General features: G+C 68.3%; 16 protein-coding genes and 1 pseudogene. 4 read left to right on the top strand and 13 right to left on the bottom strand.

What is annotated here, in order from left to right:
• Positions 1-92: 92 nt before the first annotated feature.
• The 10 genes and pseudogenes from QMZ26_RS09420 to QMZ26_RS09375 all read right to left on the bottom strand — a co-directional run bounded on the left by QMZ26_RS09420 (position 93) and on the right by QMZ26_RS09375 (position 10,752).
• Complete coding sequence (locus QMZ26_RS09420; RefSeq protein ID WP_283221289.1) at positions 93-1,193, bottom strand: GDSL-type esterase/lipase family protein; 1,101 nt, start codon at positions 1,191-1,193, stop codon at positions 93-95.
• Positions 1,194-1,286: 93 nt separating this feature from the next.
• Entirely contained in the window at positions 1,287-2,042 is a 756-nt protein-coding gene (gene kduD, locus QMZ26_RS09415; RefSeq protein ID WP_283221288.1) for a 2-dehydro-3-deoxy-D-gluconate 5-dehydrogenase KduD, read from the bottom strand.
• 81 nt (positions 2,043-2,123) lie between these two features.
• Positions 2,124-2,972, bottom strand: coding sequence for a 5-dehydro-4-deoxy-D-glucuronate isomerase (gene kduI / locus QMZ26_RS09410; RefSeq protein WP_079224536.1), 849 nt, complete (start codon positions 2,970-2,972; stop codon positions 2,124-2,126).
• A 213-nt stretch (positions 2,973-3,185) separates the two neighbouring features.
• Positions 3,186-4,244 carry a LacI family DNA-binding transcriptional regulator gene (locus QMZ26_RS09405; protein ID WP_079224534.1) on the bottom strand — a complete coding sequence of 353 codons (1,059 nt, stop codon included), beginning with the start codon at positions 4,242-4,244 and terminating at the stop codon, positions 3,186-3,188.
• 38 nt (positions 4,245-4,282) lie between these two features.
• Positions 4,283-5,776, bottom strand: a pseudogene (locus QMZ26_RS09400) (family 43 glycosylhydrolase); the annotation flags it as partial.
• A gap of 133 nt (positions 5,777-5,909) precedes the next feature.
• Positions 5,910-7,058 (bottom strand): pectate lyase, encoded by a 1,149-nt coding sequence (gene pelA, locus QMZ26_RS09395; RefSeq protein WP_283221286.1) that lies wholly within the window; start codon positions 7,056-7,058, stop codon positions 5,910-5,912.
• A complete protein-coding gene (locus tag QMZ26_RS09390; RefSeq protein ID WP_079224528.1) occupies positions 7,055-8,338 on the bottom strand; it encodes a TRAP transporter large permease in 1,284 nt (427 codons plus the stop codon). Before QMZ26_RS09390 ends, pelA begins: the two co-directional genes overlap by 4 nt.
• Positions 8,339-8,341: 3 nt before the next feature.
• Positions 8,342-8,872, bottom strand: a complete 531-nt coding sequence (locus QMZ26_RS09385; RefSeq protein WP_283221285.1) for a TRAP transporter small permease — start codon at positions 8,870-8,872, stop codon at positions 8,342-8,344.
• A gap of 10 nt (positions 8,873-8,882) precedes the next feature.
• The gene (locus QMZ26_RS09380) at positions 8,883-9,884 is read right to left on the bottom strand and encodes a TRAP transporter substrate-binding protein (RefSeq protein WP_200733196.1); all 1,002 of its coding nucleotides are present in this window, start codon (positions 9,882-9,884) and stop codon (positions 8,883-8,885) included.
• A gap of 40 nt (positions 9,885-9,924) precedes the next feature.
• Entirely contained in the window at positions 9,925-10,752 is an 828-nt protein-coding gene (locus QMZ26_RS09375) for a 2-keto-4-pentenoate hydratase (protein WP_283221284.1), read from the bottom strand.
• Positions 10,753-10,908: 156 nt separating this feature from the next.
• Between QMZ26_RS09375 and QMZ26_RS09370 the strand changes: the two genes are divergently transcribed.
• From QMZ26_RS09370 to QMZ26_RS09355, 4 genes are all read left to right on the top strand, one after another.
• Positions 10,909-11,949, top strand: a complete 1,041-nt coding sequence (locus tag QMZ26_RS09370; RefSeq protein WP_283221283.1) for an alpha/beta hydrolase — start codon at positions 10,909-10,911, stop codon at positions 11,947-11,949.
• Positions 11,946-13,571, top strand: a complete 1,626-nt coding sequence (locus QMZ26_RS09365) for a carboxylesterase family protein (RefSeq protein WP_283221282.1) — start codon at positions 11,946-11,948, stop codon at positions 13,569-13,571. The genes QMZ26_RS09370 and QMZ26_RS09365 overlap by 4 nt, the downstream gene beginning before the upstream one ends.
• Position 13,572: 1 nt before the next feature.
• On the top strand, positions 13,573-14,430 hold the full coding sequence (locus QMZ26_RS09360; RefSeq protein WP_283221281.1) for a rhamnogalacturonan acetylesterase: 858 nt from the start codon (positions 13,573-13,575) through the stop codon (positions 14,428-14,430).
• Between the two features lie 119 nt (positions 14,431-14,549).
• Positions 14,550-15,137, top strand: coding sequence for a cysteine dioxygenase family protein (locus QMZ26_RS09355; protein ID WP_283221280.1), 588 nt, complete (start codon positions 14,550-14,552; stop codon positions 15,135-15,137).
• A gap of 174 nt (positions 15,138-15,311) precedes the next feature.
• Here the strand turns inward: QMZ26_RS09355 and QMZ26_RS09350 are convergent, their stop codons facing one another.
• The 3 genes from QMZ26_RS09350 to QMZ26_RS09340 all read right to left on the bottom strand — a co-directional run bounded on the left by QMZ26_RS09350 (position 15,312) and on the right by QMZ26_RS09340 (position 25,388).
• Positions 15,312-19,130 carry a LamG-like jellyroll fold domain-containing protein gene (locus tag QMZ26_RS09350; protein WP_283221279.1) on the bottom strand — a complete coding sequence of 1,273 codons (3,819 nt, stop codon included), beginning with the start codon at positions 19,128-19,130 and terminating at the stop codon, positions 15,312-15,314.
• 75 nt (positions 19,131-19,205) lie between these two features.
• Positions 19,206-22,382, bottom strand: coding sequence for a TonB-dependent receptor (locus tag QMZ26_RS09345; RefSeq protein ID WP_079224513.1), 3,177 nt, complete (start codon positions 22,380-22,382; stop codon positions 19,206-19,208).
• 225 nt (positions 22,383-22,607) lie between these two features.
• Positions 22,608-25,388 (bottom strand): TonB-dependent receptor, encoded by a 2,781-nt coding sequence (locus QMZ26_RS09340; RefSeq protein ID WP_079224511.1) that lies wholly within the window; start codon positions 25,386-25,388, stop codon positions 22,608-22,610.
• Between the last annotated feature and the right edge of the window lie 235 nt (positions 25,389-25,623).

The raw sequence follows: 25,623 nt of genomic DNA, 5'->3' as shown, positions 1-25,623 counted from the left end.
TCCGCAGATCCATGCTTGTCGGTCCCTCCACCCTGGCTCCTACATACCTCGTAGGAGCCGGGGGGAACATACAAGCCCATGCTCGGCTGCGTTCAATCACGCGGGTACGCCAGCAGCACCACCAGATCCTCCTCACCCACCTGCTGCAGCGCGTGCGTGCTGCCCGTGCGCGTCAGCAGCGCGTGGCCCGCGCGCACGTCGTGCTGCTCTCCATCCAGCACGTAGCTACCCTGCCCGCTCACGATGTAGTAGATCTCGTCCTTGTGCTGCGGGTGCAGGCCGATGCCGGCGCCCTTGTGCAGCACGCGCTTGCGCAGCACGAACGGCAGGTCCGCGGCGTCGGCGAAGAACGGATACGCGGTGGTCGGCCCGGCGCCACCATGCGGGCCGGGTTGCATGCGTGCAATCGTGTCTTCATGCAGCACCTGCGAGGGCCGCTGCGCATCGGTGCCCTGCCCTGCCCCCATCACGTCGCAGTCGATATCACGCACCAGCGCCGGTTGCAGCGCCGGCAGCAGCGGCACGGCCTCGCGCAGCACCAGGCAGGCCACTGCATTGGCACCGGCCACGCTGAAATGCGTGCCGTCGGCCTTGCCCTGCGCAGGCACGAACAGGAAGTACGGGCGTGCGCCCTGCTCGCCCAGCGCACGGATCCAGCGCGTGCTGCGGTCGTTGAGTTCGATCAGCGCGACGTGCTCGCGCGCCGCCAGCTGCTGCATCGCCACCGTGTAGCGCGCGTGCGTATCCAGCAGTGATCCGAAGTCGTACAGCAGCCGCGCCACCGGCGTGACCAGGACCGGCGTGGCGCCCTTGTCGCGCGCCACCTGCACATAACGCATCAGCAGGCGCGGATAGTCGGTGTCCGGGTCGGTGTAACGCGTGCGGTCTTCGAACTTCGCATCGTTGTGGCCGAACTGGATCAGCAGCACATCGCCGCGGCGCAGCTCGCTGGCGATCGCGTCCAGGCGCCCTTCGTCGATGAAACTGCGCGTGCTGCGCCCGCCCTTGGCGTGGTTGTGTACTTCGAAACGTGCCGGGTCCAGGTAGCTCTGCAGCGCCTGGCCCCAGCCCGCCTGTGGCGCACGCTCGGGCCCATACTCGGCCGCGGTGGAATCGCCGGCGATGAACAGACGCACCGGCGCCGCCTGCGCGGTGGTGCACGACAGCAGCAACAGCAGCAACAGTCTTCGCATCGCGGCACTCCTGTAGAGCCGAGCCATGCTCGGCTGTTTTTCGATCAGGGCGCGACAGCCGAGCATGGGCTCGGCTCTACAGAACGGTGCGCGTCAGCGCGCCAGCCAGCCGCCATCCACCGGCAGCACGGCACCGTTGATGTAATCCGACGCCGACGACGCCAGGAACACGGCCGCACCGGCCAGGTCGTCCGGCGTGCCCCAGCGGCCGGCCGGAATGCGCTCGAGGATGGCCTTGTTGCGGTCCTGGTCGGCACGCAGCTGGGCGGTGTTGTCGGTGGCCATGTAGCCCGGCGCGATGGCGTTGATGTTCACGCCCTTGCCTGCCCATTCGTTGGCCAGCAGGCGGGTGATGCCGGCGATGCCGCTCTTGCTGGCGGTGTACGACGGCACGCGGATGCCGCCCTGGAACGACAGCATCGACGCGATGTTGATGATCTTGCCGTGGCCCTGTTCGATGAAGTGGCGGCCGGCGGCCTGCGAGATGAAGAACGCAGACTTGATGTTGACGTTCATCACGTCGTCCCAGTCCTGCTCGCTGAAGTCCACCGCATCGGCGCGGCGGATCAGGCCGGCGTTGTTGACCAGGATGTCCAGCCCGCCCAGGCCTTCGATGGTTTCGCGCACTACGCGCGCCACCGGCTCGATGCTGATCAGGTTGGCTTCGATGGCCAGGCAGCGGCGGCCCAGCGCGGTGATCTTTTCGATGGTTTCGGTGGGCGGGGCGATGCCGGCCACGGCGACGTCGGCGCCAGCGGCGGCCAGTGCCACGGCGATGCCCTGGCCCAGGCCGGTATTGCCACCGGTTACCAGAGCGACCTTGCCTTCCAGGCTGAAGGGATTAGCCATTGCGTATGCGTTCCTTGGTAGAGGCGAGCGGGGAGTGCGGCGACGGCCGCCGGCGCGCGGTGCGCGGCGGCCGGGCAGGGCTTACTTGAGCTGGCAGATGTCCAGCACGTGCATGTCGGTGTAATCCAGGTTCTCGCCACCCATCGCCCAGATGAAGGCGTAGTTGCTGGTGCCGGCGCCCATGTGGATCGACCACGGCGGCGACACCACCGCTTCGTTGTTCTGCATGACGATGTGGCGCTGTGCGTCCGGTTCGCCCATGAAGTGGTAGACGCGGTCGTTGTCGCCCAGGTCGAAGTAGAAGTAGACCTCGCTGCGGCGGTCGTGCAGGTGCGGCGGCATGGTGTTCCAGACGCTGCCCGGCTTGAGCACGGTCAGGCCCAGCAGCAGCTGCGAGGACTGGCAGGTGGCCGGCACGATGTACTGGTAGATGGTGCGCTCGTTGCTGGTTTCCAGCGCGCCGCGATCCAGCGCCACCGCATCCTTGATCGACAGCTGCTTGGTTTCGAAGCGTGCATGGGCCGGGGTCGAGGCCAGGTAGAACTGTGCCGGGTTGGCGGCGTCCTGCGAAGCGAACACGACGTCCTTGCTGCCCATCGCCACGTACAGGCCGTCCTTCGGCCCCAGCGTGTAGACGGTTCCGTCGACCGTGACGGTACCGGTGCCGCTGCCGACATTGATCACGCCCAGCTCGCGGCGCTCCAGGAACGGGTGGCCGGCGGCCGAGGCCGGTTCGGTCTGCGCCGGCAGGGCCAGCGGGGCATCGACCGGGGCGGCGCCGCCGAGCACGAAGCGCTCGTAGTGGGTGTACTTCAGGGTCACCTGGCCGGCATTGAACAGGCCGTCGAGCAGGTACAGCTCGCGCAGCTGGTCGTTGCTGGCGCCCTTGATGGCATCGGGATGGGTGGCGTAGTGGGTCTTGCAGTACATGGCTTCTCCAGAGCAGGGGGCGGGCCGAAGGGTTCGGCCCCGGCGCGGTTCACGGTCGATTCTAGCGGTGGTTGGTAACCGGTGTCATTTTGCGCCGCACGATAGGGGGGCGGGCTGGAGAGTCACGACCAACGGTCGTGACCCACAAACGGTCGTGACCTACCGGATTGAGGCTTTAAGGTGTCGCGACCTACAGGACTGATTCCTCCGGAATCAGTCCTCTGGCGGCTGGCAGGAGTCGCGCACGATCAGGTGCGGGCGCACGCTGGCGATCTGCAGCGCGGCCTGGCTGTCGGGCTGGATCAGCATTGCTGCGGCGGTGCGGCCGGTGTCGCGGGTGTGGCGGCGCACCGAGGTCAGCGAGGGCCACAGGCGCGAGGCCAGCGGGCTGTCGTCGTAGCCGACGATGGACAGCTGGCGCGGGATGTTGATGCCCGCACGCAGCGCCACCTTGTAGATGCCGGCGGCCATTTCATCGTTGCCGGTGAAGATGGCGGTCGGCCGCCGCTTGCCCAGCAGCAGCTTCTCGGCGGCGGCCACGCCCGATTCGAAGGTGTAGCCGGCCTCGATGATGCGGTCCTTGGGCAGCTCGATGCCGCGCTGGGACAGCGCGTCGATGAAGCCGGCCGTGCGCTCGTGCGCGGAACGGTAGGCGCTGGGGCCGGTCACCAGGGCGATGTCGCGGTGGCCGAGCGAGAGCAGGTAATCGGCCGCTTCGGCCGCACCGTCGCGATCGTGGGTGACCACCATCTGCGAGCTGTCATCCAGCGGCAGCGCCGCCACGCGGGTGAAGCGGCAGCCGATCTCGTCCAGCATGTCGGCCAGCGCCTGGTCTTCGGAGGCACGCGGCACCAGGATCACCCCGTGCAGCTTCTGCTGCTGCACGAAGCGGCGCACGCCGTCGATGTAGCCCGGGCTGCGGCTGTCGCAGGGGTGCACCACCAGTTCAAAGCTGGAGCCGCGCAGCGCGTCCAGCGCGCCGTACTGCATGTCCACGATGTACTGGGCGGTCGGGTTGTCGTAGACCATGCCGATCAGGAAGGAGCGGCGGAAGGCCAGGCCGCGGGCCAGCGGGTCAGGCGTGTAGCCGACCTCGCGCATCAGCGCCTCGACCTTGTCGCGCGTGTCCTTGCGCACCAGGGGCGAGTTGTTGATGATCCTTGAAACCGTTTTCTTCGATACTCCCGACAGTCGCGCGATGTCGTTGATCGTGGCGGCCTTGCCCTTCGCCAATGCCGGCGTGGCGGCATCGTTCTTGTTGCGCACTGACATGTAGTGAACCCGGTAAGTCTGGGGATTCCAGCGCGCGCTCAGTCCAGCGCGCGATAGCGGAAGCTGCGGAAGGTTACCGCACCATCGCCGGCCGCATACAGGGCCGGTTTCAGTGCCAGGAACTTGCCAGCCACATTGTGATGGTAACCGGACACTTCCATCTGAACCGGGTACTTCTCCCAGCTCTGGCCATCGGTGCTGGAGTGGATCGTCACGATGTGGCGGTTGTTGGTCACCCGCAGCCACAGCTTGCCGCCCTTCGTGCTGGCCGCCAAGCGGGTGGGGCGCTCCTCGCCATAGCGGTGCATGATGAACTTCTCGCCGTTGCTGCCCACGCCCACGTACAGCCGGTCGCTGTAGAACAGCAGGGCGCCGCCCACCGCGCCCGGGGCGATGTCCATCTCCACCTCGAACTGGTAGGCCTTGTCGCCGGCGATGGCGGTCAGCGGCGAGCTGTCGCGCGGGGTCTGGCCCTTGCCCTGCAGCACCAGGCCCTGGCCGCTGAAGCCCAGCCGTCGGTATTCATCCTGGGCCGGGTTGAAGAACGACCACTGCGGGCCGAGCGCCTTGCCGCGGAAGTCATCGGACAGGGCCATGCCGTGCGCACCCACCGATTCACCGGAGGGCTTGCGCAGCGGCTGGCCGAGGTCGCCGCCCTTGGCCACGAACCAGCCGTCGGCGGTCCATTCGATCGGCTCCAGCAGGGCCTGCCGGCCCAGGGTCCAGTACCCGTTCTCGTAGCCGTGGTACATCATCCACCAGCGCCCGTCGGTGCCCTCGATCACCGTGGCATGGCCGCGCGACCACCACGGCTCTGCGGCCGACTGCGTGCGCATGATCGGGTTGTTGGGCGCGTTCACCCACGGCCCATGGATCGAGCGCGAGCGCGCAGTGATCACCATGTGCCCGGTCGGCGGGCCGGCGGTGCCGCCCACTGCGGTGGTCATGTAGTACCAGCCATCGCGGAAGTGGATCTTCGGACCTTCCTGCGCATAGGCCTCCACGTCCCAGCTCTGCGGGTACTTCCAGCCGTCGTAGACGTGCTTCGGCGTACCGGCCACGCTCAGGCCGTCGTCGGCCAGCTGCACGTAGTCGCCGCCGCTGAGGAACAGGTAGCGCTTGCCGTCCTCGCCCACGGCATGGCCGGGGTCGATGTAGCCGCCCAGGCCGATGTCGATCGGCTCGCTCCACGGCCCCTTGATGCTGTCGGCCCAGACCACGAAGTTGCTGCGGTGTTCACCGGTGCGCGCCGGGAAGTAGATGTAGTAGCGGCCTTCATGCTTGACGATGTCCGGCGCCCAGATCGCGCCCACGTTCTTGGTGATCGCATGGCCCAGCGGCTGCCAGTTCACCAGGTCGCGCGAATGCCAGATCGGCAGGCCCGGGTAGGCATCGAACGAAGAGAGGGTGAGGTAGTAGTCCTGGCCGTCCTTCAGCACCGACGGATCGGGCCGGTCACCGGCGAACACCGGGTTGAGGAAGGTGCCGTCGCCCAGGTCGGCCTGGCGCTGGTTCTCGATGCCACGCTTCCACGACGTGGCGGGCGCCTGCGCTTGCGCGAGGACGGGTACGGCCAGCAGCAGGGTGGCGGCAAGCAGGGACTTCAGAGCGGTGCGCGACAGCATCGGGTTCCTCCGTGGTGCGGGTGCGGTGGCAGGTGCAGCGTCAGGGGGCAGGGCGGCCGAGGCGCGCGCGCCAGGCCGGCGCATCGCGGTCGAGCAGGGCCTGTGGCCAGGTGCCATACCAGTGGTAGCCGGTGCGGCGCTCGCGGCCGACCTGTTCGTAGGTCTGCAGGCGGTCGCCCTGGCGGTTGGCCAGCACGACGCTGTTGTCGGCCAGGTCATGGAAGCGGCCCCACAGCAGCGGCGCGGCCGGGTCGGCCAGCAGGCGGCGATCGACCGTGCTGCGGTGGTGGGCGAACTGTTCGGCGGGTGCGTCGAAGGTCTGCAGCCGCAGGCCATGCAGCGCGTTGGCCTGGAACCACGCCAGCGCGCCTTCGATGGCCTGCACCGTCTGCGGCGACGGATCGGGGATGGACATCAGGTAACGCACCACGCCCACGCTTTCATCGGTCACCAGCGCGGCCAGTTCGAATTTTCGACCGGGTGCCGGCTGCAGCGTGGTGGCATCGTACTGGCCGGCCCAGAGCGTCGGCTGGCCGTGCTGGCGCACCTGCAGGCGCAGCAGGCAGGCATCACCGCGCTGCACCGCCGTGGCCACCCGCGTGCGGCGCGCGGCGTCGACAAAGGCGAAGCGCGGTGCATCCTCTACCTGGCGCAGGGTGGCCAGCACGCCACTGGTGACGTCGTCGGCGAAGGTGATGCGGTCGTGGTAGTCGGTGCGTGCCGGCACCGAATGCGGCCAGCCGCCACAGCGCTCGATCTGCTGGTCGAGGATGAAATCCAGCCCACGCAGTGCGGCGTCGCGGTAGCGGGTGTCGCCGCTGCGGGCGAAGGCTTCGGCCAGGTAGTCCACCTGGGTGTAGGTGGTGCGGTTGTCGAAGCTGCCGCCGGGCTCATCCTGCGATACGAGGGCGGCCGCGCGCGCGGCGGCGTCCAGCACCCGCAGCGGGTCCTGGTTCACCGGCCAGCCGCCGGAGCGGCGCTGCAGCAACAGCAGGTTGTCGGCGATCTGCCGGTACTGCTGTGGCTGCAGCCGTGCGTAACCATCGGCATGGCCGCTGCGCCAGTGGTTCACGCCGTCGTTGAAGCTGCCCACCGGAATGGCAGGTGCTGCTGCCGGCGGCGCAGCGTGGGCCGCCGTGGCGGCCATGCCCACGCCCAGCAACAGCGGCAACGCGCGACGCCGCATCATGCGCGCAGCGCGGCCGGCAGCCACAGCGAGAGCTGCGGGAAGAAGGTGACGATCAGCAGCACCGCCAGCGCGGCGAACCAGAACGGCCAGATCGTGCGCATGCTCTGGCCCACGGTGATCTTGCCGATGGAGGTACCGATGAACAGCACCGAGCCCACCGGCGGCGTGACCAGGCCGAGGCCGCCGGTCAGCACCAGCACCAGGCCGAAGTGGATCGGATCGATGCCGTAGGCCTTGGCCACCGGCAGGAAGATCGGCGTGCAGATCAGGATCATCGGCGCCAGGTCCATGAAGGTGCCCAGCAGCAGCAGCATCACCACGATCATCAGCAGCACCATGAACTGGCTGTGTGCGAACGACTGCAGGAAGTCCACTGCGGCGGTCGGCACCTGCAGGTAGGCCAGCAGCCAACCGAACACGGCGGCGGTGGCGATGACGAACAGGATGACGCCGGTGCTGCGCGCGGCATGGATGACCGTGTCGAAGAACTCGCGCCAGCGCAGCTGCCGGTACAGCACGGTGGTCACCAGCAGGGCGTAGACCACGGCGATGGCCGCACTCTCGACCGCGGTGAAGATGCCCGCACGGATGCCGACGAAGATCAGCGCGACCAGGCCCAGGCCGGGCAGGGCGGAGACGATGCGCAGCAGCACCGCGCGCCAGCCCGGGAACACTTCCACGCCGTAGCCGCGGCGGCGTGCCACGGCATAGCCGGTCAGCATCAGGGCGACGGTCATCAGCAGCGCCGGCACGATGCCCGCGGCGAACAGATCGGCGATGGACAGGCCACCGCCGGCGGCGGCAGAGAACAGGATCAGGTTGTGCGAGGGCGGCACCAGCAGTGCCACCAGCGCGGCGGTGATGCTGACGTTCACCGCGAAATCGCGGTCATAGCCGCGCTTGACCATCTGCGGGATCATCGTGCCGCCGACCGCCGAGACGTCGGCGATGGCCGAGCCGGACACGCCGCCGAAGAACAGCGAGGACAGGATCGAGACCTGGCCCAGGCCGCCGCGCATGCGGCCGACCAGCGAGGACGCCAGTGCGATCAGGCGCTCGGAGATGCCGCCGCGCATCATGATCTCGCCGGCGAAGATGAACAGTGGAATGGCGATCAGCGAGGCCGAGCCGGTGCCGGCCGAGATCTGCTGCACCAGCACGATGCTGGGAATGTCCAGGTAGAGCAGGGTGGCCAGCGCGGCGGCGGCCAGCGCGTAGGCCACCGGCACGCCGAGCAGCAGCAGCACGGCGAATACGGCGAACAGGATGGTGATGCCCATGGGTCAACGATCTCCTTCAGCGTCGTCGCTGCCGGCGTCGCGGGCCTGCAGCGCTTTCCACGCACGGTTGAGTGCGAACAGCACCATCAGCGCACCACCCACGGCCAGCGGCAGGTAGTTGATGCTCTGCGGCAGCTGGGCGCCGGCGGTCTTGATGTCCAGCCCGTCCAGCAGCAGGTCGGCCGACCAGAAGGCGATGAAGGCCCCCAGCACGGCCACCACCAGCTGCACCAGCACATCCACCGCGCGGCGCAGGCCGGGGCCCATGTAGGCGTGCAGCAGGAAGAAGCCGAAATGGCGGTTGGTGTGCACGCCGCAGGCCGCGCCCAGGCTCATCGCCGTGGCCAGCAGCAGCAGGGTGACCGGCTCGGTCCAGCTGGGCGAATCGTTGATGACGTAGCGGGCGAACACCTGCCAGCCCTGCACCACCACCAGCCCGAGAAGGGCGGCGACGGCGCAGTAGATGGCGATGTCGGCGATGCGGTCCAGCAGGCGCTGTCCAGGCCCGGCGGCGGGCGGCAAGGTCTCGGTCATGGCAGGGTCCTCAGGCAGCGCGGATGCGGTCGACCAGCGCGGCGATGTCCGGCTGTTGCAGGTACTGCTGCAGCAGCGGCTGGGCCGCGGCGCGGAAGGCGGGCATGTCCACTTCGTTGGCTTTCACCCCGAAGTCGAGCACCGCGCGGCGCGCAGCGCTTTCGGAGGCATCCCACTGCTCGCGCATCACGCCCACCGAGGCGCGCGCGGTATGCAGCAGCAGCTGGCGGTCATCGGGGCTGAGGCGCTCGAAGCTGGCGCGCGACATCAGCAGCACGTCCGGTGCGTAGGAGTGATCGCTCTGCGACCAGTAATGCGCGGCCTCGAAATGGCGGCTGGAATGGAAGCTGCGCATGTTGTTCTCGGCACCGTCGATCATGTGCGTTTCCATGCCCGAGAACGTATCGCCCAGCGACATCGGCGTCGGGTTTGCACCGAGCAGGCGCATCAGCTGGATGAAGATGTCCGAGGAGGCCACGCGCAGCTTCAGGCCATGCAGGTCCTTCGGCGAAACGATCGGATGCTTGGTGTTGTAGAAGCAGCGCGCGCCGGAATCGTAGATCGCCAGGCCCACCAGGTCGCGGCTCTCGAAGCCGCGCAGCACCGCGTCGGCCACGCCGTCATCCAGTGCGGCGCGCTGGTGCGCGACCGACTTGAACACGTAGGGCAGGCACAGCGCCTGGGTCAGCGGGAAGGCGTTGTTCAGCGCACCGGCGTAGACGCGGGTGATGTCGATGGCACCGAAGCGGGCCATGTCGATCGCTTCCGATTCGCGGCCCAGCTGGCCCGAGTGGTACTGCCGCAGGCGCAGCCGGCCCTGGGTTTCGCGTTCCAGCGTTTCGCCGATCCACTTCACCGCAGTGACGGTGGGGTAGTCGGCCACGTGCACATCGGTGGCGGTCAGCAGGGTGCCGCCGTCCACGCTGGCGCCCGGCCCGCGGCCACAGGCTGCGAGCATCGGCGTGGCCAGGGCAGCAGCGCCACCGGCCAGGAAGTTACGTCGTGTGATCATCTGCGCCCTCCCGCGCGTGTTCACCAGGGCAGGCCAGCGGTTATCCCGCTGGCACGGCCCGGCAGGCAATGTCGCCGAAGCCGGCGAAACGCACCAGCGCGGTCTGCCCGGCGGTGATGTCATGGATGCCGGTCGCGTTGCCGGTGGCGATCAGGTCGCCCTTGCGCAGCGGCCGGCCACGCAGGGCCGAACGGGACAGCGCGAAGGCGTACGCAGCGCGCAGGCCACCCGGCAGGCGCGTCGCACCACCGGTGCCGACCACTTCGCCTTCGATCAGCGTCTCGGCACGCAGCGAGGTTTCATCGCGTGCGGTCCAGTCGGCGATCTCCGGCCCCAGCACCAGGCCGTTGTTGTTGCCGAAGTCGGACACCACCACGCGCGGGCCGAGTTCGTTGATGGTGGCCAGCGGGCTGCTGGCCACTTCCACACCGATGTACAGGCGCGCGGGCAGGGCCTCGGCCTGCTCCGGCGACCAGTGCAGTTGTCCGGCCGTGGCGTCCTCCAACAGCTCCAGCACGTACTCCGCTTCGACCGCGGCAAAGCCGCCGACGAACACCGGGATGTCCGTTGTTCCACCGGTAGCATTTTTCAGCTGACGGGAAAAAATGGGGCCCAGCAGGCGGTCATCCGCGGACACGTCACGGCGCTCGGCGGCGATGTAACCCACCTTCCAGCCGACCACGCGGTCATCCCAGGCGGCGATGGCCAGGTCCTGCACCTGGTAGGCGCCTACCAGGGTGTCCGGGATGGTGCCCGGGAATGCGGCCAGCGACTGCCCGGCGCGGCGGGCGGTGGTGAAGGCCTGGGCGATCGCGGCCGCATCGTCCGGCGGCGGCGTCTGCCCATGTGTGCCGTGTTCGTTGCTCAAGAACGGTCTCCCTGTGTTTGTTGCACTGCCCATCGACAGCGTCTGCAGGAGGTGTATATGGTAAACCGGTGTCATCGTGCAAGCCGCAGCGCATCACGTGCTGCCACCGGATGCACCAGGCACCCTGTCCCTGTCCTGCCGGAGCCGTTGCCTGCCATGCGTCTGCGTCCTGTCGTGCTGTTGTTCTGCGGGCTGTTGCTGGCCCTGCCGCTGACCACCTCCGCCGCGCCGCCGCGCGACAACGAACGCCCCGGCCAGGAGCTGGCCGGCGAACGGATCGCGCTGTGGCCGGCCGGGCAGGTGCCGGGTGAGCAGGGACCGGTGCGGCCAGCACGGGTGGTCGAGCGCAGCCGTGATCCGGCGCAGCCCGACCGCTATGTCGACCAGATCGATGCGCCCTACCTGCTGGTGCATGCGCCGGCGCGGCCGAACGGGCGCGCACTGCTGGTCATTCCCGGCGGCGGTTACCAGCGCGTGGTGATCGACAAGGAAGACAGCGCCCTGGTGCCGGAGTGGGTGGACCGCGCCGGCTATACCCTGTTCGTGCTGCGCTACCGCCTGCCGCAGGCCGGCCGTGACCGCCAGGCCGCGCTGGCCGATGCGCAGCGTGCGCTGCGCGTGGTGCGCGGGCAGGCCGCACAGCGTGGGCTGGATGCCGGCAGCGTGTCGGTGATGGGCTTTTCCGCCGGCGGCCACGTCGCCGCGCGGCTGGCCACCGCCTTCGATGCCCCGGTCTACCCGGCGCGCGATGCGATCGATCGGTTGAGCGCACGGCCGGCGCGGGCGGTGCTGGTCTATCCGGTCATCGACATGGGCGCGCATGCGCACAGTGGCTCGCGCGGGCGCCTGCTGGGCGAACACCCGGATGCGGCGCTGGCGGCGCAGTACTCGATGCAGCAGCAGGTGCGTGCGGACATGCCGCCGACCCTGCTGGTGCATGCCAACGACGATCGCGTGGTGAGCGTGCGCAACAGCGTGCTGATGGCCGCGGCACTGGCCGACGCCGGCGTTGAACACGAACTGCACCTGTTCGCCCACGGCGGGCATGGATTCGGCATGCGCGTGCCGCCGGGTTCCACCCTGGCGGGGTGGCCGATGCTGGCGGAAGCATGGTTGGCGGCTGCGGGCATGGGGTCGGATGGCGGGGCACAGCCCCTCTCCGGTGGCGAGGGGATCCGACCCCGGGGTAGCCGATGAACACCGCGCCGAACGATCTGCAGCGCCGCCGCTTCCTGCGCGACAGCGCGCGCTGGGCCTTGGCCACGGCCACCGTGGCATCACTGCCGGCGGCGCTGGCAGCACCCGGCCCGCGCGATGACACCCAGGTGCTGGCGCGGGTGCGCGGCGGGCGGGTACGTGGCCAGCGCGAACAGGGCGTGCTGGTGTTCCGCGGCCTGCGCTACGGCGGGGACACGGCCGCCTACCGCTTCCAGCCGCCGCGCCGCGAGGCCGCCTGGCGCGGCATCGCCGACGCGCTGGACTTCGGCGCTGCGGCACCGCAGGGCGGCAGTGAAGGCCCCGGCAGCGAGGACTGCCTGTTCCTCAACGTGTGGACGCCCGCGCTGGATGCGCGCGCACGCCGCCCGGTGCTCGTGTACATCCACGGCGGCGGCTTCAACAACGGCTCCGGCAGCGACCCGCTGTACGACGGCAGTGCGCTGTGCCGCCGTGGCGACGTGGTGGTGGTCACCCTCAACCACCGCCTCAATACCTTCGGCTACCTGTACCTGGGCGCGCTGGGCGACCCGCGCTACGCGGCATCCGGCAATGTCGGCCAGCTGGATCTGGTGCAGGCGCTGCAGTGGGTGCGCGAGCACGCTGCGGCGTTCGGTGGCGACCCGGGCAACATCACCGTGTTCGGCCAGTCCGGCGGCGGCGCCAAGATCGCCACGCTGATGGCGATGCCGGCCGCGCGCGGCCTGTTCCAGCGGGCGTGGACGATGAGCGGGCAGCAGGTCACCGCCGCTGGCCCGCGCGCAGCCGCACAGCGTGCAGCAGTGGCGATGGACGCAGTGCGTGCGCCGGACCTGGCCGCGCTGCTGCGCCTGCCTGCGGCCGATCTGCTCGCTGCCACCCGTGCCCGTGATCCCTCGCGGGTGGAGGACAGCGCGCTGTACTTCGGGCCGGTGCTGGATGAGGTGGTGCTGCCGGTGCATCCGTTCTGGCCGCAGGCACCGTCGCAGTCGGCGGCCATCCCGATGGTGATCGGCAACACCCACGATGAAACCCGTGCCTTCCTCGGCAACGACCCGGCCAACTTCGCGCTGGACTGGACCACCCTGCCGGCGCAGCTGGAGAAGCAGCAGTTCGTCGATCTGCTGCCGTCGGTGGTGATCGAGCACTACCGCCGCCTGTACCCGCACTACACGCCGTCGGAGGTGTTCTTCGCGGCCACCACCGCCGGGCGCTCCTGGCGTGGCGCAGTGGAGGAACTGGAAGCGCGTGCCCGCCAGCCGGCCACGGCGGCGCCCACCTGGGCCTACCAGCTCGACTGGCCTTCGCCGGTGCAGGAAGGGCGCCTGCGTGCCTTCCACACCCTCGATATTCCGCTGGTGTTCGACAACGCCGGCCTGCCCACGGCGCGCACCGGCGGCGGCGCGGATGCACGCGCGCTGGCCGCGACCATGAGCGATGCACTGGTCGCCTTCGCCCGCCACGGCAATCCCAACCATGCCGGGCTGGCGGACTGGGCGCCGTACACCCTGCCGCAGCGGCGCACGATGCTGTTCGACGTGCGCAGCCGCGGCGCCGATGACCCGCGCGGTGGCGAGCGCGAGCTCTACCAGCGCGTCCCCTTCCTGCAACGAGGAACCGCCTGACATGCGCCTGCTGCCTGTTCTGCTGGCCCTGGCCGTGGCCGGCGCGGCCCACGCCGCCGTCGACCCGTCGATCAGCGACCGCCCGGCCCCCACGCCGATCCGCGCCAGCAAGATCGTGCTGGTGGGCGATTCCACCACCGCCGTGCAGGGCGGCTGGGGCCCGCGCTTCTGCGCCGACCACGTGACCTCGTTCGCCGCCTGCCTGAACCTGGCACGCGGTGGCCGCAGCACGTACAACTACCGCGCCGAGGGTTCGTGGGCCCTGGTCGAGGCGGAGATGCGCACGCCGGGCTACGCCGCCACCTGGGTGCTGATCCAGTTCGGCCATAACGACCAGCCGGGCAAGCCGGGGCGCTCGACCGACCTGCAGCAGGAGTTCCCCGACAACCTGCGCCGCTACGTGCAGCAGGTCCGCGCGGCCGGCGCCAAACCGGTACTGCTGACCCCGCTGACCCGACGCCAGTTCGTCGATGGCGTGCTGGTGGACGACCTTGCACCGTGGGCCGACAGCGTGCGTGCGGTGGCGCGCGAACTGCAGGTGCCGCTGGTGGATCTGCATGCGCGCAGCCGCGCCCTGGTGCAGGCACTCGGGCCGGTGCCGGCGATGCGGCTTGCGCAGGCACCGGCGAGCCAGGCGCAGGTGGCCAGCGCCCTGGGCGGCACCACGGTAGGCGCGAGCCCCGGCCTGGCCGGCGCGCCGGCGGCGGTGCAGAACGCGGCACTGGAGCCGATGGGCCAGGCCAAAAAGGCCTTCGATTACACCCATCTGGGCGACGAGGGCGCGCAGGTGTTCGCCACCCTGGTGGCCACGGAACTGGCCCGCGAGGTGCCGGGGATGCGCGCACTGCTGTTGCCTTGACGCGGCCAACGCCAAGAAACGTCGGTTAATTACGTCGAATTATTTCGTAATTGGCCTTTCGGCCGCAGGCTGGACGGCTGAAAACATTCTGTTAACCCGGCTCGCCTAGACTGGCCGACATGGGAGCGACGTCCACACCACTGCCGTTCACGGGCCGGGATCGCCTGCTGGCGGCCATCGACGGCGCGGTCTGCCTGGCGGATCCGGCGCTGATCACTCACGCCCTGCAGAAGGTGCTGCGCGAGGCCATCATCGATCCGCTCATCGAACTGCCGCCGTGCGTGCGCCGCCCGGTGGACGGCCACTACGCACGCCGCGAACTGCACCGCAGCCCGACCCTGGGCTACAGCGTCATCGCCATGTGCTGGGGGCCGGGGCAGGGCACGCCGCTGCACGACCACGATGCGATGTGGTGCGTGGAAGGGGTCTGGCAGGGCGAACTGATCGTCACCCCGTATGCGCTGCTGGAACGGCAGGGCGATCGCCACCGCTTCGCCGCGCAGGAGGCGCTGTACGGCTACCGCGGCAGCGCCGGCAGCCTGATTCCGCCGCACGAGTACCACACGCTGCGCAACGCCAGCGACACCGACGTTGCGGTGTCGGTGCATGTGTACCAGGGCGTGATGGAACGCAGCGCGGTGTTCGACCCGCTCGACGATGGCTGGTACCAGCGCCGGGTGAAGATGATGGAGACCGACGCGGCCTGACGTCGCGCATGAGCATCGCTTTCCGTAGAGTCGAGCTTGCTCGACTGCGCTTTGCTGACCGCGCGCATGCGCATCGCTCTCCGTAGAGTCGAGCTTGCTCGACTGCGCTTTGCAGGGCACCAACAGCAGTCGAGCAAGCTCGACTCTACGCAGGCGAGGCAGCGGCACGCCCCATCAACGCGGCACGTCGGCCACGTTGTTCAACCGGGTCACTTCCTCGCCGCCATCGGCCAGCGCCACGCGCACGCGCAGGCCGCTGCGGTCACCGGCGGGCAACGGCAGCGACACCACCACCGTCTTCGGCTGCAGGTCGGTCGGTGCGGCCAGCGCCGGCACCTCGGTGCGCGCGATCTCGCGGCCACGTGCGTCCTCCAGCACCGCCACGCCCACGCCGCTGCCAGCATGGCCCAGGCTGTGCACGGTCACGTGTACCTGGCGCCCGTCCACCCGCACATCGCCACGACCGATGCCCAGGTCCGCGCGCATTTCCACCGGCGTCCCGGCGGTGATCCGCTCGAACTCGAACACTTCGGTGCGGCCCGGTCGGAACTGCATCGGCACCGAGACGCTGGTCTCCAGCTGCACGCTGCGTTCGGTGGCGGTGCCGTCGATGCGCCCATCACCATCGGCGTCCACGCCGCTGCGCACGCGCCAGGTGCCGCTGGCCACGTTCCAGCCGGTCATGTCGGCAGCAATGGTGCGCGTGCCCAGGTTGTGGCTGGTCACGGTGAAGCGTTCGCGTGACGGCGCGTGCACCAGCAGGGCCACCTGCTCGGCAGCACCGTCGCGGTCGAAGCGCCAGCTGACGGTGTGGCCGGGCCAGCTCTGGTTGCGCTTCAGCGCGATGCCACCCAGGCGCGCGCGCTGCAGGAACTCGCTGGGCGCTTCCACGCGGTCGGACCACCAGTGGCCCTCGGTGTTCATGTAGGCGCGCTGCACCTTGGCCTGCAGGCCGTCGGCGTGCAGCGCGTCGATGTACTTCGTATCACCGCTGGCCTGCCAGGCCATCAGGCTGGCGAAACCGGTCTTTCCAGCATCGGCCTCGGCGGTCAGCGTCGGGTACCAGTCCTGCTGCCTGCCCAGCACGTCCACGTAGTTCTCGCCCAGGTTGGCCAGCGCGCCCGGCCCGCCACGCGCCACGCGGTAGTCCAGCGCCTGCAGGTACTTCGCATCGCCGGTCCAGCGCCACGCCGCCCAGAAGGTGTGCATCGTGTCGCCGCCGCCGGAGCCGTTGTTCAACTCGCCGCCACGGGTGGCACCGGTGGCCCAGTTGATCTCGTTGGGCAGGGTGAAGCGCCCCTTCCCGTCAGTGCCCGCATGGGCCAGGTAGCCATCGGCCAGGCCGATCACCAGCTTGCGGCCGGTCGCATCGGCGTTGTACTGGCCCAGCAGGAACGCCGGGTGCAGCACCGGGAACGAATAGGGCTTCTGCCACTGCCAGTTCGGTTCGCGGTAGACCTTGTTGCCACCAAACCAGTTGCTGGAGAACAGCAGGTTGCCCTGCGGGTTGCGCAGGATGATGCGCTCGTCGAACGCTTTCACCGTTTCCATCAGGCGCTCCAGCGTCAACGGGTCGCCCCAGTTGAGGTAGAGCATGGCGCTGTTGGTGTTGATGCCTTCCTCGTAGGAATGCAGCTCGTCGGTCTCGATCGTGCTCAGGCCGTTGCTGAACATGCCATTGCGGTACACCGCATCGGACAGCGCGGTCAGCGAGGCATTCAGCCGGTCCGGCTGCACGCCCATCAGGGCCAGCCCCGGCCACTGCTGGGTCAGGTCGGAATCATCGGAAATGCCACCACCGAAATCGCCATAGGCCACCTGCCGCTGGTCGATCCACCAGTCGACGAACTGCCGCACCTGGGCCAGGTCCTGCACCTGGTTGAACGCCCACGCCGGCACGCCCTTGGGCATGGCCGGTGCGGTGTAGGGCGGGCGGCCCTGGCTGTTGTAGCTGATGTAGTTCCAGTACAGGCGGCCGAGCTCGTGGTCCGGGTCCACCCGCAGCAGGTCGCTGAGGTCGGCATACACGCGTGCATACAGGCGCTGGCGCTTGGAAGTGGTGTGCTCCTCCACCAGGAAGCCCCAGTTGTCGCGCACCTGGTTGAAGCGGTCGGCCACGTGCTCCTTCAGCGCGTCCGCGCGCGGCTTGAACACCAGGCGGATCTGCGCGCCATCCAGCGCAGCGGCATCGAAGCCCGGCGCGGCCGAGGCGATGCTCAGCCACAGGCTGTCCGGGGTGAGGATGCGGTCGCGCAGGTCCAGCCACAGCGTGCGTGCCTGCCCCGGCTGCACCGACACCGAAACATCGATCATGTCGCGCGCCGGCCAGATCGGATCCTTGATGCGGATGTTCAGCGGGATCAGGCCGCCGTGGGTGGCCGGCAGGTCCAGTGCGGGAATATCGATGGCCACGCCATCCAGGCCGTCGTGCATGTTTTCCCAGCTGTAGGCCCAGCTGCGGATCAAGGGCTGGTTGGCCGGCGCATCGCCCACGCCGGAGGGAATCAGCACGTGCACGATCGGCCGCGGCTGCGCCGGCAGGGTATCGGGGCTGCGGCGGCGCGAACCGGCGCCCTTGGGCAGGGCCATCACCGTGCTGCGCTCGGCCACCGGGTAGCGGCCATCAATGTAGTGCCGCAGCGCCTCCAGGTTGGTGTAGTCGGGCAGCGCCTGGCTGTCGATCACGTAGGCCTGCTTCACCGTGCCTTCCGGTTCGGCGCCTTCGCTCACGTTGTAGGCCCAGATTTCCTGGATCGGCGTTTCCTGTTCGACGTTGCTGAAACGCAGCACGCCGCCCTGCTGCGCGGGAATGTCCTGCACGCTGCGCACCACGCCGCGCGGGCGCGTGGCCAGCACCTGCGTGGCATGGGCAGCGTCGGGGCCGTGGGCCAGGGTGCCGAAGGCCGCACCGCGGATCTCCATGCGGTTCACCGTCTCGCCGGCCGGCAGGGTCAGGTCCAGGTGCTGGCCGCTTTCCACGTAGGTGTTCCAGTCCGGCAGCTGGAAATAGTCGTTGCGGCCGGGCAGGCGCGAGCGGTTGTAGACGCCCGGCCAGGTGGTCTCGGCGATGCCATCGGTGGCCTTCCACATCCATGCCTTCAGGTCACGGGTATCGGCAAACTCGATCTTGCGGATGCGCGTGCCGGCCGATGCCAGTGCCGGCGGTGCCGCACCTTCCCAGCCGAAGCGATGGCGCCAGGCACGCTCGTCGGTGGCCGCTGCCACCGCGCTGGCCGGCGCCTTGCCACCCGCCAGCGCCTGCACGGCAGGGCCATCGAGCATGCGGTCGTAGACGCGGATGTGCTGGAAATCGCTGCCGCGCAGGAAGTTGTAACGGCTCTGCACCTGGTAGGGCGCCATCACCCGCCCGGCCAGGCCGAGCTGGTCCAGCGCCGCGTCGTAGTCACCGGTGGCCTGTGCACGCGCCACTTCGCGGCCATCGACGAACAGGCGCACGCCCTGGTCCTCGTCCCAGGCAAAGGCCAGGTGCAGCCACTGCTCCGGCCGCGGTGGCGTATCCATGCGGAACGACACGCGGCTGCGCGCGAGGTTGGCATCGGTGACGAACGCATCGAAGCCGTGGCCGTTCCAGTCGATGCGCAGCCACGCCATGTCCCAGCTGCTGTGGTCGGCATAGCCGACGCGGAAGATCACGAACGGCGCTTCGCCCACCGCGTAGCGCGGGCGCCAGTCGAAGGCGAGGGTGCCACGCTGGGCCTGGATGTTGCCGGGCGCATCCCAGGCCAGCACGCCGTCGTCTTCCCACTGGATGGCCTTGCCGCGTGCACCGTCATCGACCACCGCCGCCTTGTCGCGGAAGTTCGGCACCGCTTCGCCCTGCGCCGTCACGGCGGTCAGCCCCTGGTTGGCGTCGACGTGGAACAGCAGCGTCGGCGACGGTGCGGCCAGCGCGGGCAGCGCGGTGGCCAGCGACAGCGCGGCCACCAGCAGGCGGCGGCGCGGGCGGATCAGGTCAGGGGCGGTACGGTGCATGGAACCTTCCTTTCAGCAGCATTCGACGGTGCAGCGGCATGGCGGCGGTGCGGTACGGCGGGACAGGGGCCGTGCTCAGAACTTGTAGCGCAGCCCCAGGTAGTACTGGCGCCCGGTGTGGGTGTAGCGGTCGGGCAGTGACAGGGCCGAATCGACGAAGCGCTCGTCGGCGCTGTCCAGCAGGTTGATCGCCTCGAAGCTGACGGTCAGCTGCTTGTTGAACTTCCAGGACATGTTGAAATCCACGTTCTCCACGCTGTACTTGCCGGTGACATCGGCGGTGGCGTACTGGTTGCCGTCCAGGTCCCAGACGTTTTCCTGGGTCAGGATCTGGTTGATGTAGGCATCGCGGTAGCTGGTGGACACGCGTGCGCTGAAGCGGCCGTCGTCGTAGTACAGGGTGGCGTTGTACGAGTTCGGCGACAGGTTCAGCAGGTCGTTCTCGGTGTAGGTGGTGACGATGGTGTCGCCGCTGCCGGAACTGAAGAGGTATTTGATCTTCGAATCGACGTGGGTGTAGTTCAGCTGGATGCCGAAGTTCTTCCAGAAGCCGGGCAGGAAGCTGAAGGGCTGCTGGTAGGTCAGCTCATAGCCCTTCAGCGGGCCACCGGGGGTGTTGAAGTAGCTCTGCACGTTGAACAGCGTGTTCGGGCTGAAGCCGGCCGGCAGCAGGTCCAGCGAATAGCCCATGTCGCCCCAGGTGGTCAGCAGGCGGGTGCGCTGCACGTAGGTTTCGATGTCCTTGTAGAACACCGCCGCCGACAGCAGGGCACCTTCCTGGAAGTACCACTCCGCGCTCAGGTCGTAGTTGGTGGAGCGGAACGGATCCAGCTTCGGGTTGCCCAGGTTGATCGAGTAGTAGCGGTCCTCGTCGAGGAAGCTGGTCGGGCCGCCGCTGACGCTGGGCGACAGGTTGGACAGGGTCGGCCGGGCCATGGTCTTGGCCGCGCCGAAGCGCAGCACCACGCTGTCGGTCAGGTCCCAGGCCAGGTTCAGCGAGGGCAGCCAGTCGTCATAGCGGTGGCCGACGGTGGTGGCCACCAGCAGGCGCTCGCCGGCATCGGCGGTGGCGCTGGCCACGCCCAGGAACGGTTCGCAAGCCGCCGACAGGTCGCTGCTGCTTGCCGCCTGGCACGGTGCATAGCCGCTGGCATCGATCTCTGTGCGCACGTAGCGCAGGCCGAGGTTGCCGCGGAACGGGCGGTCCCAGAGTTCGGTGTTGAAGTCCAGCTGCAGGTAGCTGGCGTAGCTCTTCTCGGTCACGTCGAAGTTGTTGTTCGATGCACCGAAGTGGCCGACGCCGGCCAGGCGGTAGTCGCCGCCGAGGGTGCCGGTGTTGCAGTTGCAGTAGATGTCCAGCAGCTCGGCGATGCGGTTGAAGTCGGGGATCAGCCAGCTGCCCGGCGTGCTGCCATCCAGGCCCTTGCCGAAACCATCGAGGCTGGTGGACAGGTCGCCCACGCCGACGCCATCGGGCAGCGCCTGCGACATGCGGCCATAGCTGATGTTGCGGTACTCCTGCGTGCGCATGCCGTAGTCCTTGTAGGCCAGGCCGCCGCGCAGGGTGAAGGTGGGCGACACGTTGAAGGTCAGGTCGACCTTGGCGGTGTCGAAGCTGTTGTCGACGTACTGCGGGTTCAGGCGCACTTCGCTGATGTTGCCGCCGCGCGCGGTGCCGTTGGCGTTCACCGGCGCGGTGCCGTAGCCCAGCCATTGCCAGGACGCGGCATCGCCCAAGGCGAAGGGGAAGGTCATCGACGGCATGCTGGCGCCGTTGCGCATGTCCAGCACGAAGCCATCCAGGTTGCTGTTGTCGAAGCTGACCATGGAAAACACCGGCCGCTCGAAACTGGACGAGGAGTGGCCGACCAGTGCATCCAGGCGCACGGCATCGTTGAAGCGGTGCTCGAAGTTCAGGCTGGCCTGCTTGAACTCGGTGCTTTCCTCGATGGCGGTCGATTCGGTGCGGAAGTCGACGTTGTCGAACACACCGTAGACCAGCCGGTTCTGCGCATCCACCTGCGCTTCGCGCACCACGATCTGGGTCTTGCCGCCGTACTGCGCGGTGCGATGCAGGTTGGCGCCGATCGAGTCCTCGCGCTGGTCCTTGTCCAGCTTCGAGTACATCAGGTCAAGGTTGAGCAGGCTGTCGGGGCTGAAGCGGAACTGCAGCGCGCCGGTGACGCCCAGCCGTTCGATCTCATGCTCGGTGCGGATATAGCGCGGGTAGCGCGGGATCCACGCATTGGTGGCGGTCTCGTAGGCGGCGATGTTCTCTGCCGTTGCATCGGGGCGGTCGATGCCGGTGCCGCAGTGGGTGGCGTCGATGCCATAGCTGCCCCAGCCGTTGCTGCGCGCCTGGTTGGCGGCGCTGCCGACGCCCTGCGCGGTTTCATTGGCGGCCGGGTTGCGCGGTGTCTGCGGGTCATAGCCGGCCGGGCTGCAGAAGCCGTAGGTGCCGTTGTTGGCGGCCGTGGCCTGGTTGGAGTTGCGGTAGTTGCCGTGCTCCCAGCGCACCGGGTTGTAGCCCTCCTCGAAGATCGTGCGCTTGCTCCACGCCGCCGACACCAGCGCACCGAAGCGACCGTCGGCCCAGGTATTGCTCAGCAGCGCCGACACGCGCGGGTCCTTCGAGCGCGACAGTTCGTTGTAACCGTACTGGCCATTGAGCGAGGCCTGGAAGCCATTGAAGTCGAACGGCCGCGACGCGCGCAGGTCGACGGTGGCGCCGAGCGAACCTTCGTCCATCTGCGCCGACTGAGTCTTGTTGACCTTGACCCGGCTGAACAGTTCGGAGGCGAAGGTGTTGAAGTCGAAGCCGCGGCTGCGGTTGACGCCGGTGCTGCCGCTACCGGCGGTGGACAGCGCTTCCAGGCCGTTGATGCGCACGCGGGTGAAGTCCGAACCGAGGCCGCGCACGGAGATCTGCTGGCCTTCGCCGCCTTCGCGGTCGATGGAGACACCGGCGATGCGCTGCATCGACTCGGCCAGGTTCAGGTCGGGAAACTTACCGATGTCCTCGGCGTAGATCGCATCGACCTGCTCGACGCTGTAGCGCTTTTCGTCCAGCGACTGCTGCAGGCTTTCGCGGTAGGTCGCCTTGACCTCCACCTTGTCCAGGTCGACCGCATCGGCGGCAGCCGCTTCCGGCGTCTGTTGTGCATGCGCGGCGTGGCTCAGCGCCAGTCCGATCGACAGGGCAAGCACGGTGAGCGGCGCGCGGCCGCAGTGAAGCGCGAGCGACGAATCCATCTGTAAACCCCTCCCAGGGTGTCCTCAAGCGTTGCGAAGGCGTTCTAGCGTGCGTACCGGCCTCCTCCGGTACGACGCAGGTGCAACGACTTGCTGACACCGCGGGTCACGCGTGAACGTAACAAAGCGCATGGCGCGCGGCATCTTGCGCCGCAGCAGCCGCAGCGGCGTTTCTTCGTTGCACTCGAAGTGCGGCGGCGTGCTGCCACGCCGCCGCGTCGGCGGTCAGAACTTGTAGCGCACGCCCAGCAGGAACTGGCGGCCGGTTTCGGTGTACTGCAGCGGCAGCTGGCCGGTGGTGGGCGAGTACACCCACTCATCCGAGGCTTCGTTGGTCAGGTTGATGCCTTCCAGGCTCAACTCCAGCTGGTCGCTGATGCGGTAGCGGATGGACGCATCGAGGACGGTGGTGCCGGTCATGCCGTGGTAGCCGTCCAGGTTGAAGCCGGTTTCCTGGCCGGGTGCCTGGGTGAGGTAGTCGCTGCGGTTGGTGGCCGAAACGCGGCCCGACCAGGCATCGCCTTCGTAGAACAGCGTCGCGTTCCACGCGTTCTTCGAGGTGCCGGTCAGCTGGTTCTTCATCACCGCTGCACCTGCGCCATTGACGTACTGGATGCTGGTGTCGACCCAGGTGTAGTTCAGCTGCACGCCCAGGTTGGACCACTTGCCGGGCAGGAAGGTGAAGGGCTGGGTGTAGTTGGCTTCCACGCCATACAGTTCGCCGCCGGGGGTATTGAGCGGGATGCTGAAGGTGAAGTCATCGTTGACCGAAGCGCCGGTGCCGTCGAGCAGGCTGGCCGGCAGGCCGCTGCTGGAATACGGGCGCACTTCGCGGGTGGTCTGCACGAACGAGTCGATGTCCTTGTAGAACAGGCCGATGCCGGCCATCGCGCCTTCGGCGAAGTACCACTCGAAGCTCATGTCCACGTTGGTGGCGCGGAACGGATCAAGGTTGGGGTTGCCACCGGCCACGGTGCGCGCGCCGCCGGCCACGGCCACGGTCACGCCCGGGGTCAGGTTGCCCAGGCCCGGGCGGCTCATCACCTTGGCCGCACCCAGGCGGATCAGGAAGTCCGGGGTGATCTCGGCCACCAGGTTGAACGAGGGCAGGGTGTCGTTGTACTTGCGGTTGGTGGTGGCATCCACCAGCACGCCGCCGACCGTGGCCGCGCCGCTGGAGGTCTGCTCGGTCTGCACGTAGCGCACGCCGAAGTTGCCCGACAGCGGGATGGCACCGAGGTCGGTGGAGAACTCACCCATCAGCCAGACGCCGCGGTCCTTCTCTTCCACGCTGCGGCTGTTGTTCGCGCGCGGCGCCACGGCGAAGGTGCCGCTGTTGCTGTAGATGTCCAGCAGGTCGGCGATGGCACCCAGGTTGGGCACCACCCAGTTCGACGGCGAGCCGTTGATGCCCTTCAGGCCCGCCTGGCTGGTGAGGTCGGCCGGCACGATGCGGCTGCCGTTGGCGATCACCGGCACTGCGCCTTCGCTGGTGCGGCGCAGCTCCAGCGTGCTGAAGGTGTAATCCTTGGCCAGCACGCCACCCTTCAGGCGGAAGCCGGGGCTGAGGTTCCAGTTGAAGTTGACTTCGGCGGTGTCGAAGTCGTTGTCCACGTACTGCGGGCGCAGGCGGATCTCGGCCAGTTCCCAGCCATTGGGATTGGTGGGGTCGATGCCGTAGTTGATGATCGGCGCCCGGCTGTTGCCACGGTAGTCGTAGCTGTAGCCGTCCACATCGTACTTGTCCATGATGATGGTGGTCTGCACCGGGTTCTCGTGCGCCGAGCGCGAGATGCCGACCTTGCCGGTCATCTGGAAATCATCGGTGAAGCGATGATCGAAGTTCAGGCTGACCTGCTTGAACTCGGTGTTCCATTCGTCGTGGCGGTTCTCGGTGCGCAGGTCGACGTTGTCGAACTCGCCGTACAGCAGCGCGTTGTTGCGGATCTCACCATTGCGCACGATGGTTTCCGGCTTGCCGTCGCGGTCGGGGCGGCGGTTGGCGCCGGTGGCCGAGTCGCGGTTGCGGCTGAAGGAGATCGCTTCGATGTAGTGCTCGTCGCGCGTGGCGTCGATCTTCGAGTAGAGCGTGTCGAGCGAGATCTCGGTGCGGTCGGAGGGCTTCCACTGCAGCGAGCCGGTCACGCCCAGGCGCTTCTGCTGGTGTTCCATCTGCACGTAGCGCGGGAAGCGCGGGTGGTAGACATCGGCACTGCGTGCAGCGGTGAAGGGCGAGGCCGCGCTGAAGCCGCCGTTGCTGGGGCCGTTGGCCCAGCGGCCGGTGTTGGAACCTTCCTCCAGCGCCTGGCGCTCGGAGTAGGCCACCGACAGCAGCGCGCCGAAGGTGCCATCGGCGAAGGTGTTGGAGATCAACGCGGCCAGGCGCGGGTCGGCCTTCTCGGCCATCTGGTTGTAGCTGGCCTGGCCACTGGCCACGAAGGTGAAGCCGTCGTAGTCGAACGGGCGTGCGGTACGCAGGTCGACCGTTGCGCCCAGCGAGCCTTCCTCGACGTCGGCCGAGGCGGTCTTGCGCACCACCATCTGCGAGAACAGGTCCGAAGCGAACACGTTGAAGTCGAAGCCACGGCCGCGGTTGGTGCCGCCGCTCTGGTCGCCGGCACCGACGGTGGTCAGCGCTTCCATGCCGTTGATGCGCACGCGGGTGAAGTCCGGGCCCAGGCCTCGCACCGAGATGTTGCGGCCTTCACCGGCCTCGCGGGTGATGACCACGCCCGGGATGCGCTGCAGCGACTCGGCCAGGTTCAGGTCCGGGAACTTGCCGACATCCTCGGCCACGATGGCATCGACCACGCCGGCCTCGCCACGCTTGATGTCCAGCGCCTTCTCGACGCTGGCGCGGTAGCCGGTGACGTTGACCGTATCCAGGTTGGTGGCGCTGGGCGCCTCGCTCTGCTGCTGGGCGGCGGCGCCCGCCGAAAGGGCCAGGCTGACCGCCATGGCCAGCAAGGTAACCGGTGTCTTTTTTGCGTGGTTCCGAGAATGCATGCCTTTCCCCTCTCCCAAAGGTCTGGTCTCGCGAGTGTTTCAGCGGAATGACACCGCTGGTCAGAGCCGACGGTAGCAGCACGTTCCCTCTGCGGCATCTTGCACCGCAACAGACCTGTAATGTCTCCAAGACGCTTGCGGGACAATGCTTCCGACAGTTTGATAGGCTGTGTGCACGGCCGGTCGGTTTCGCGATGACACCGATGGTCAACCGCCACGCAGCTGCGTGGCGCGA

This window comes from Stenotrophomonas sp. PFBMAA-4 (genome assembly GCF_030053215.1).
In the GTDB taxonomy this organism is placed as follows: Bacteria; Pseudomonadota; Gammaproteobacteria; order Xanthomonadales; family Xanthomonadaceae; genus Stenotrophomonas.
Note: the sequence above shows the minus strand (reverse complement) of the source record. Positions and strands in the feature narration are given on the sequence as shown.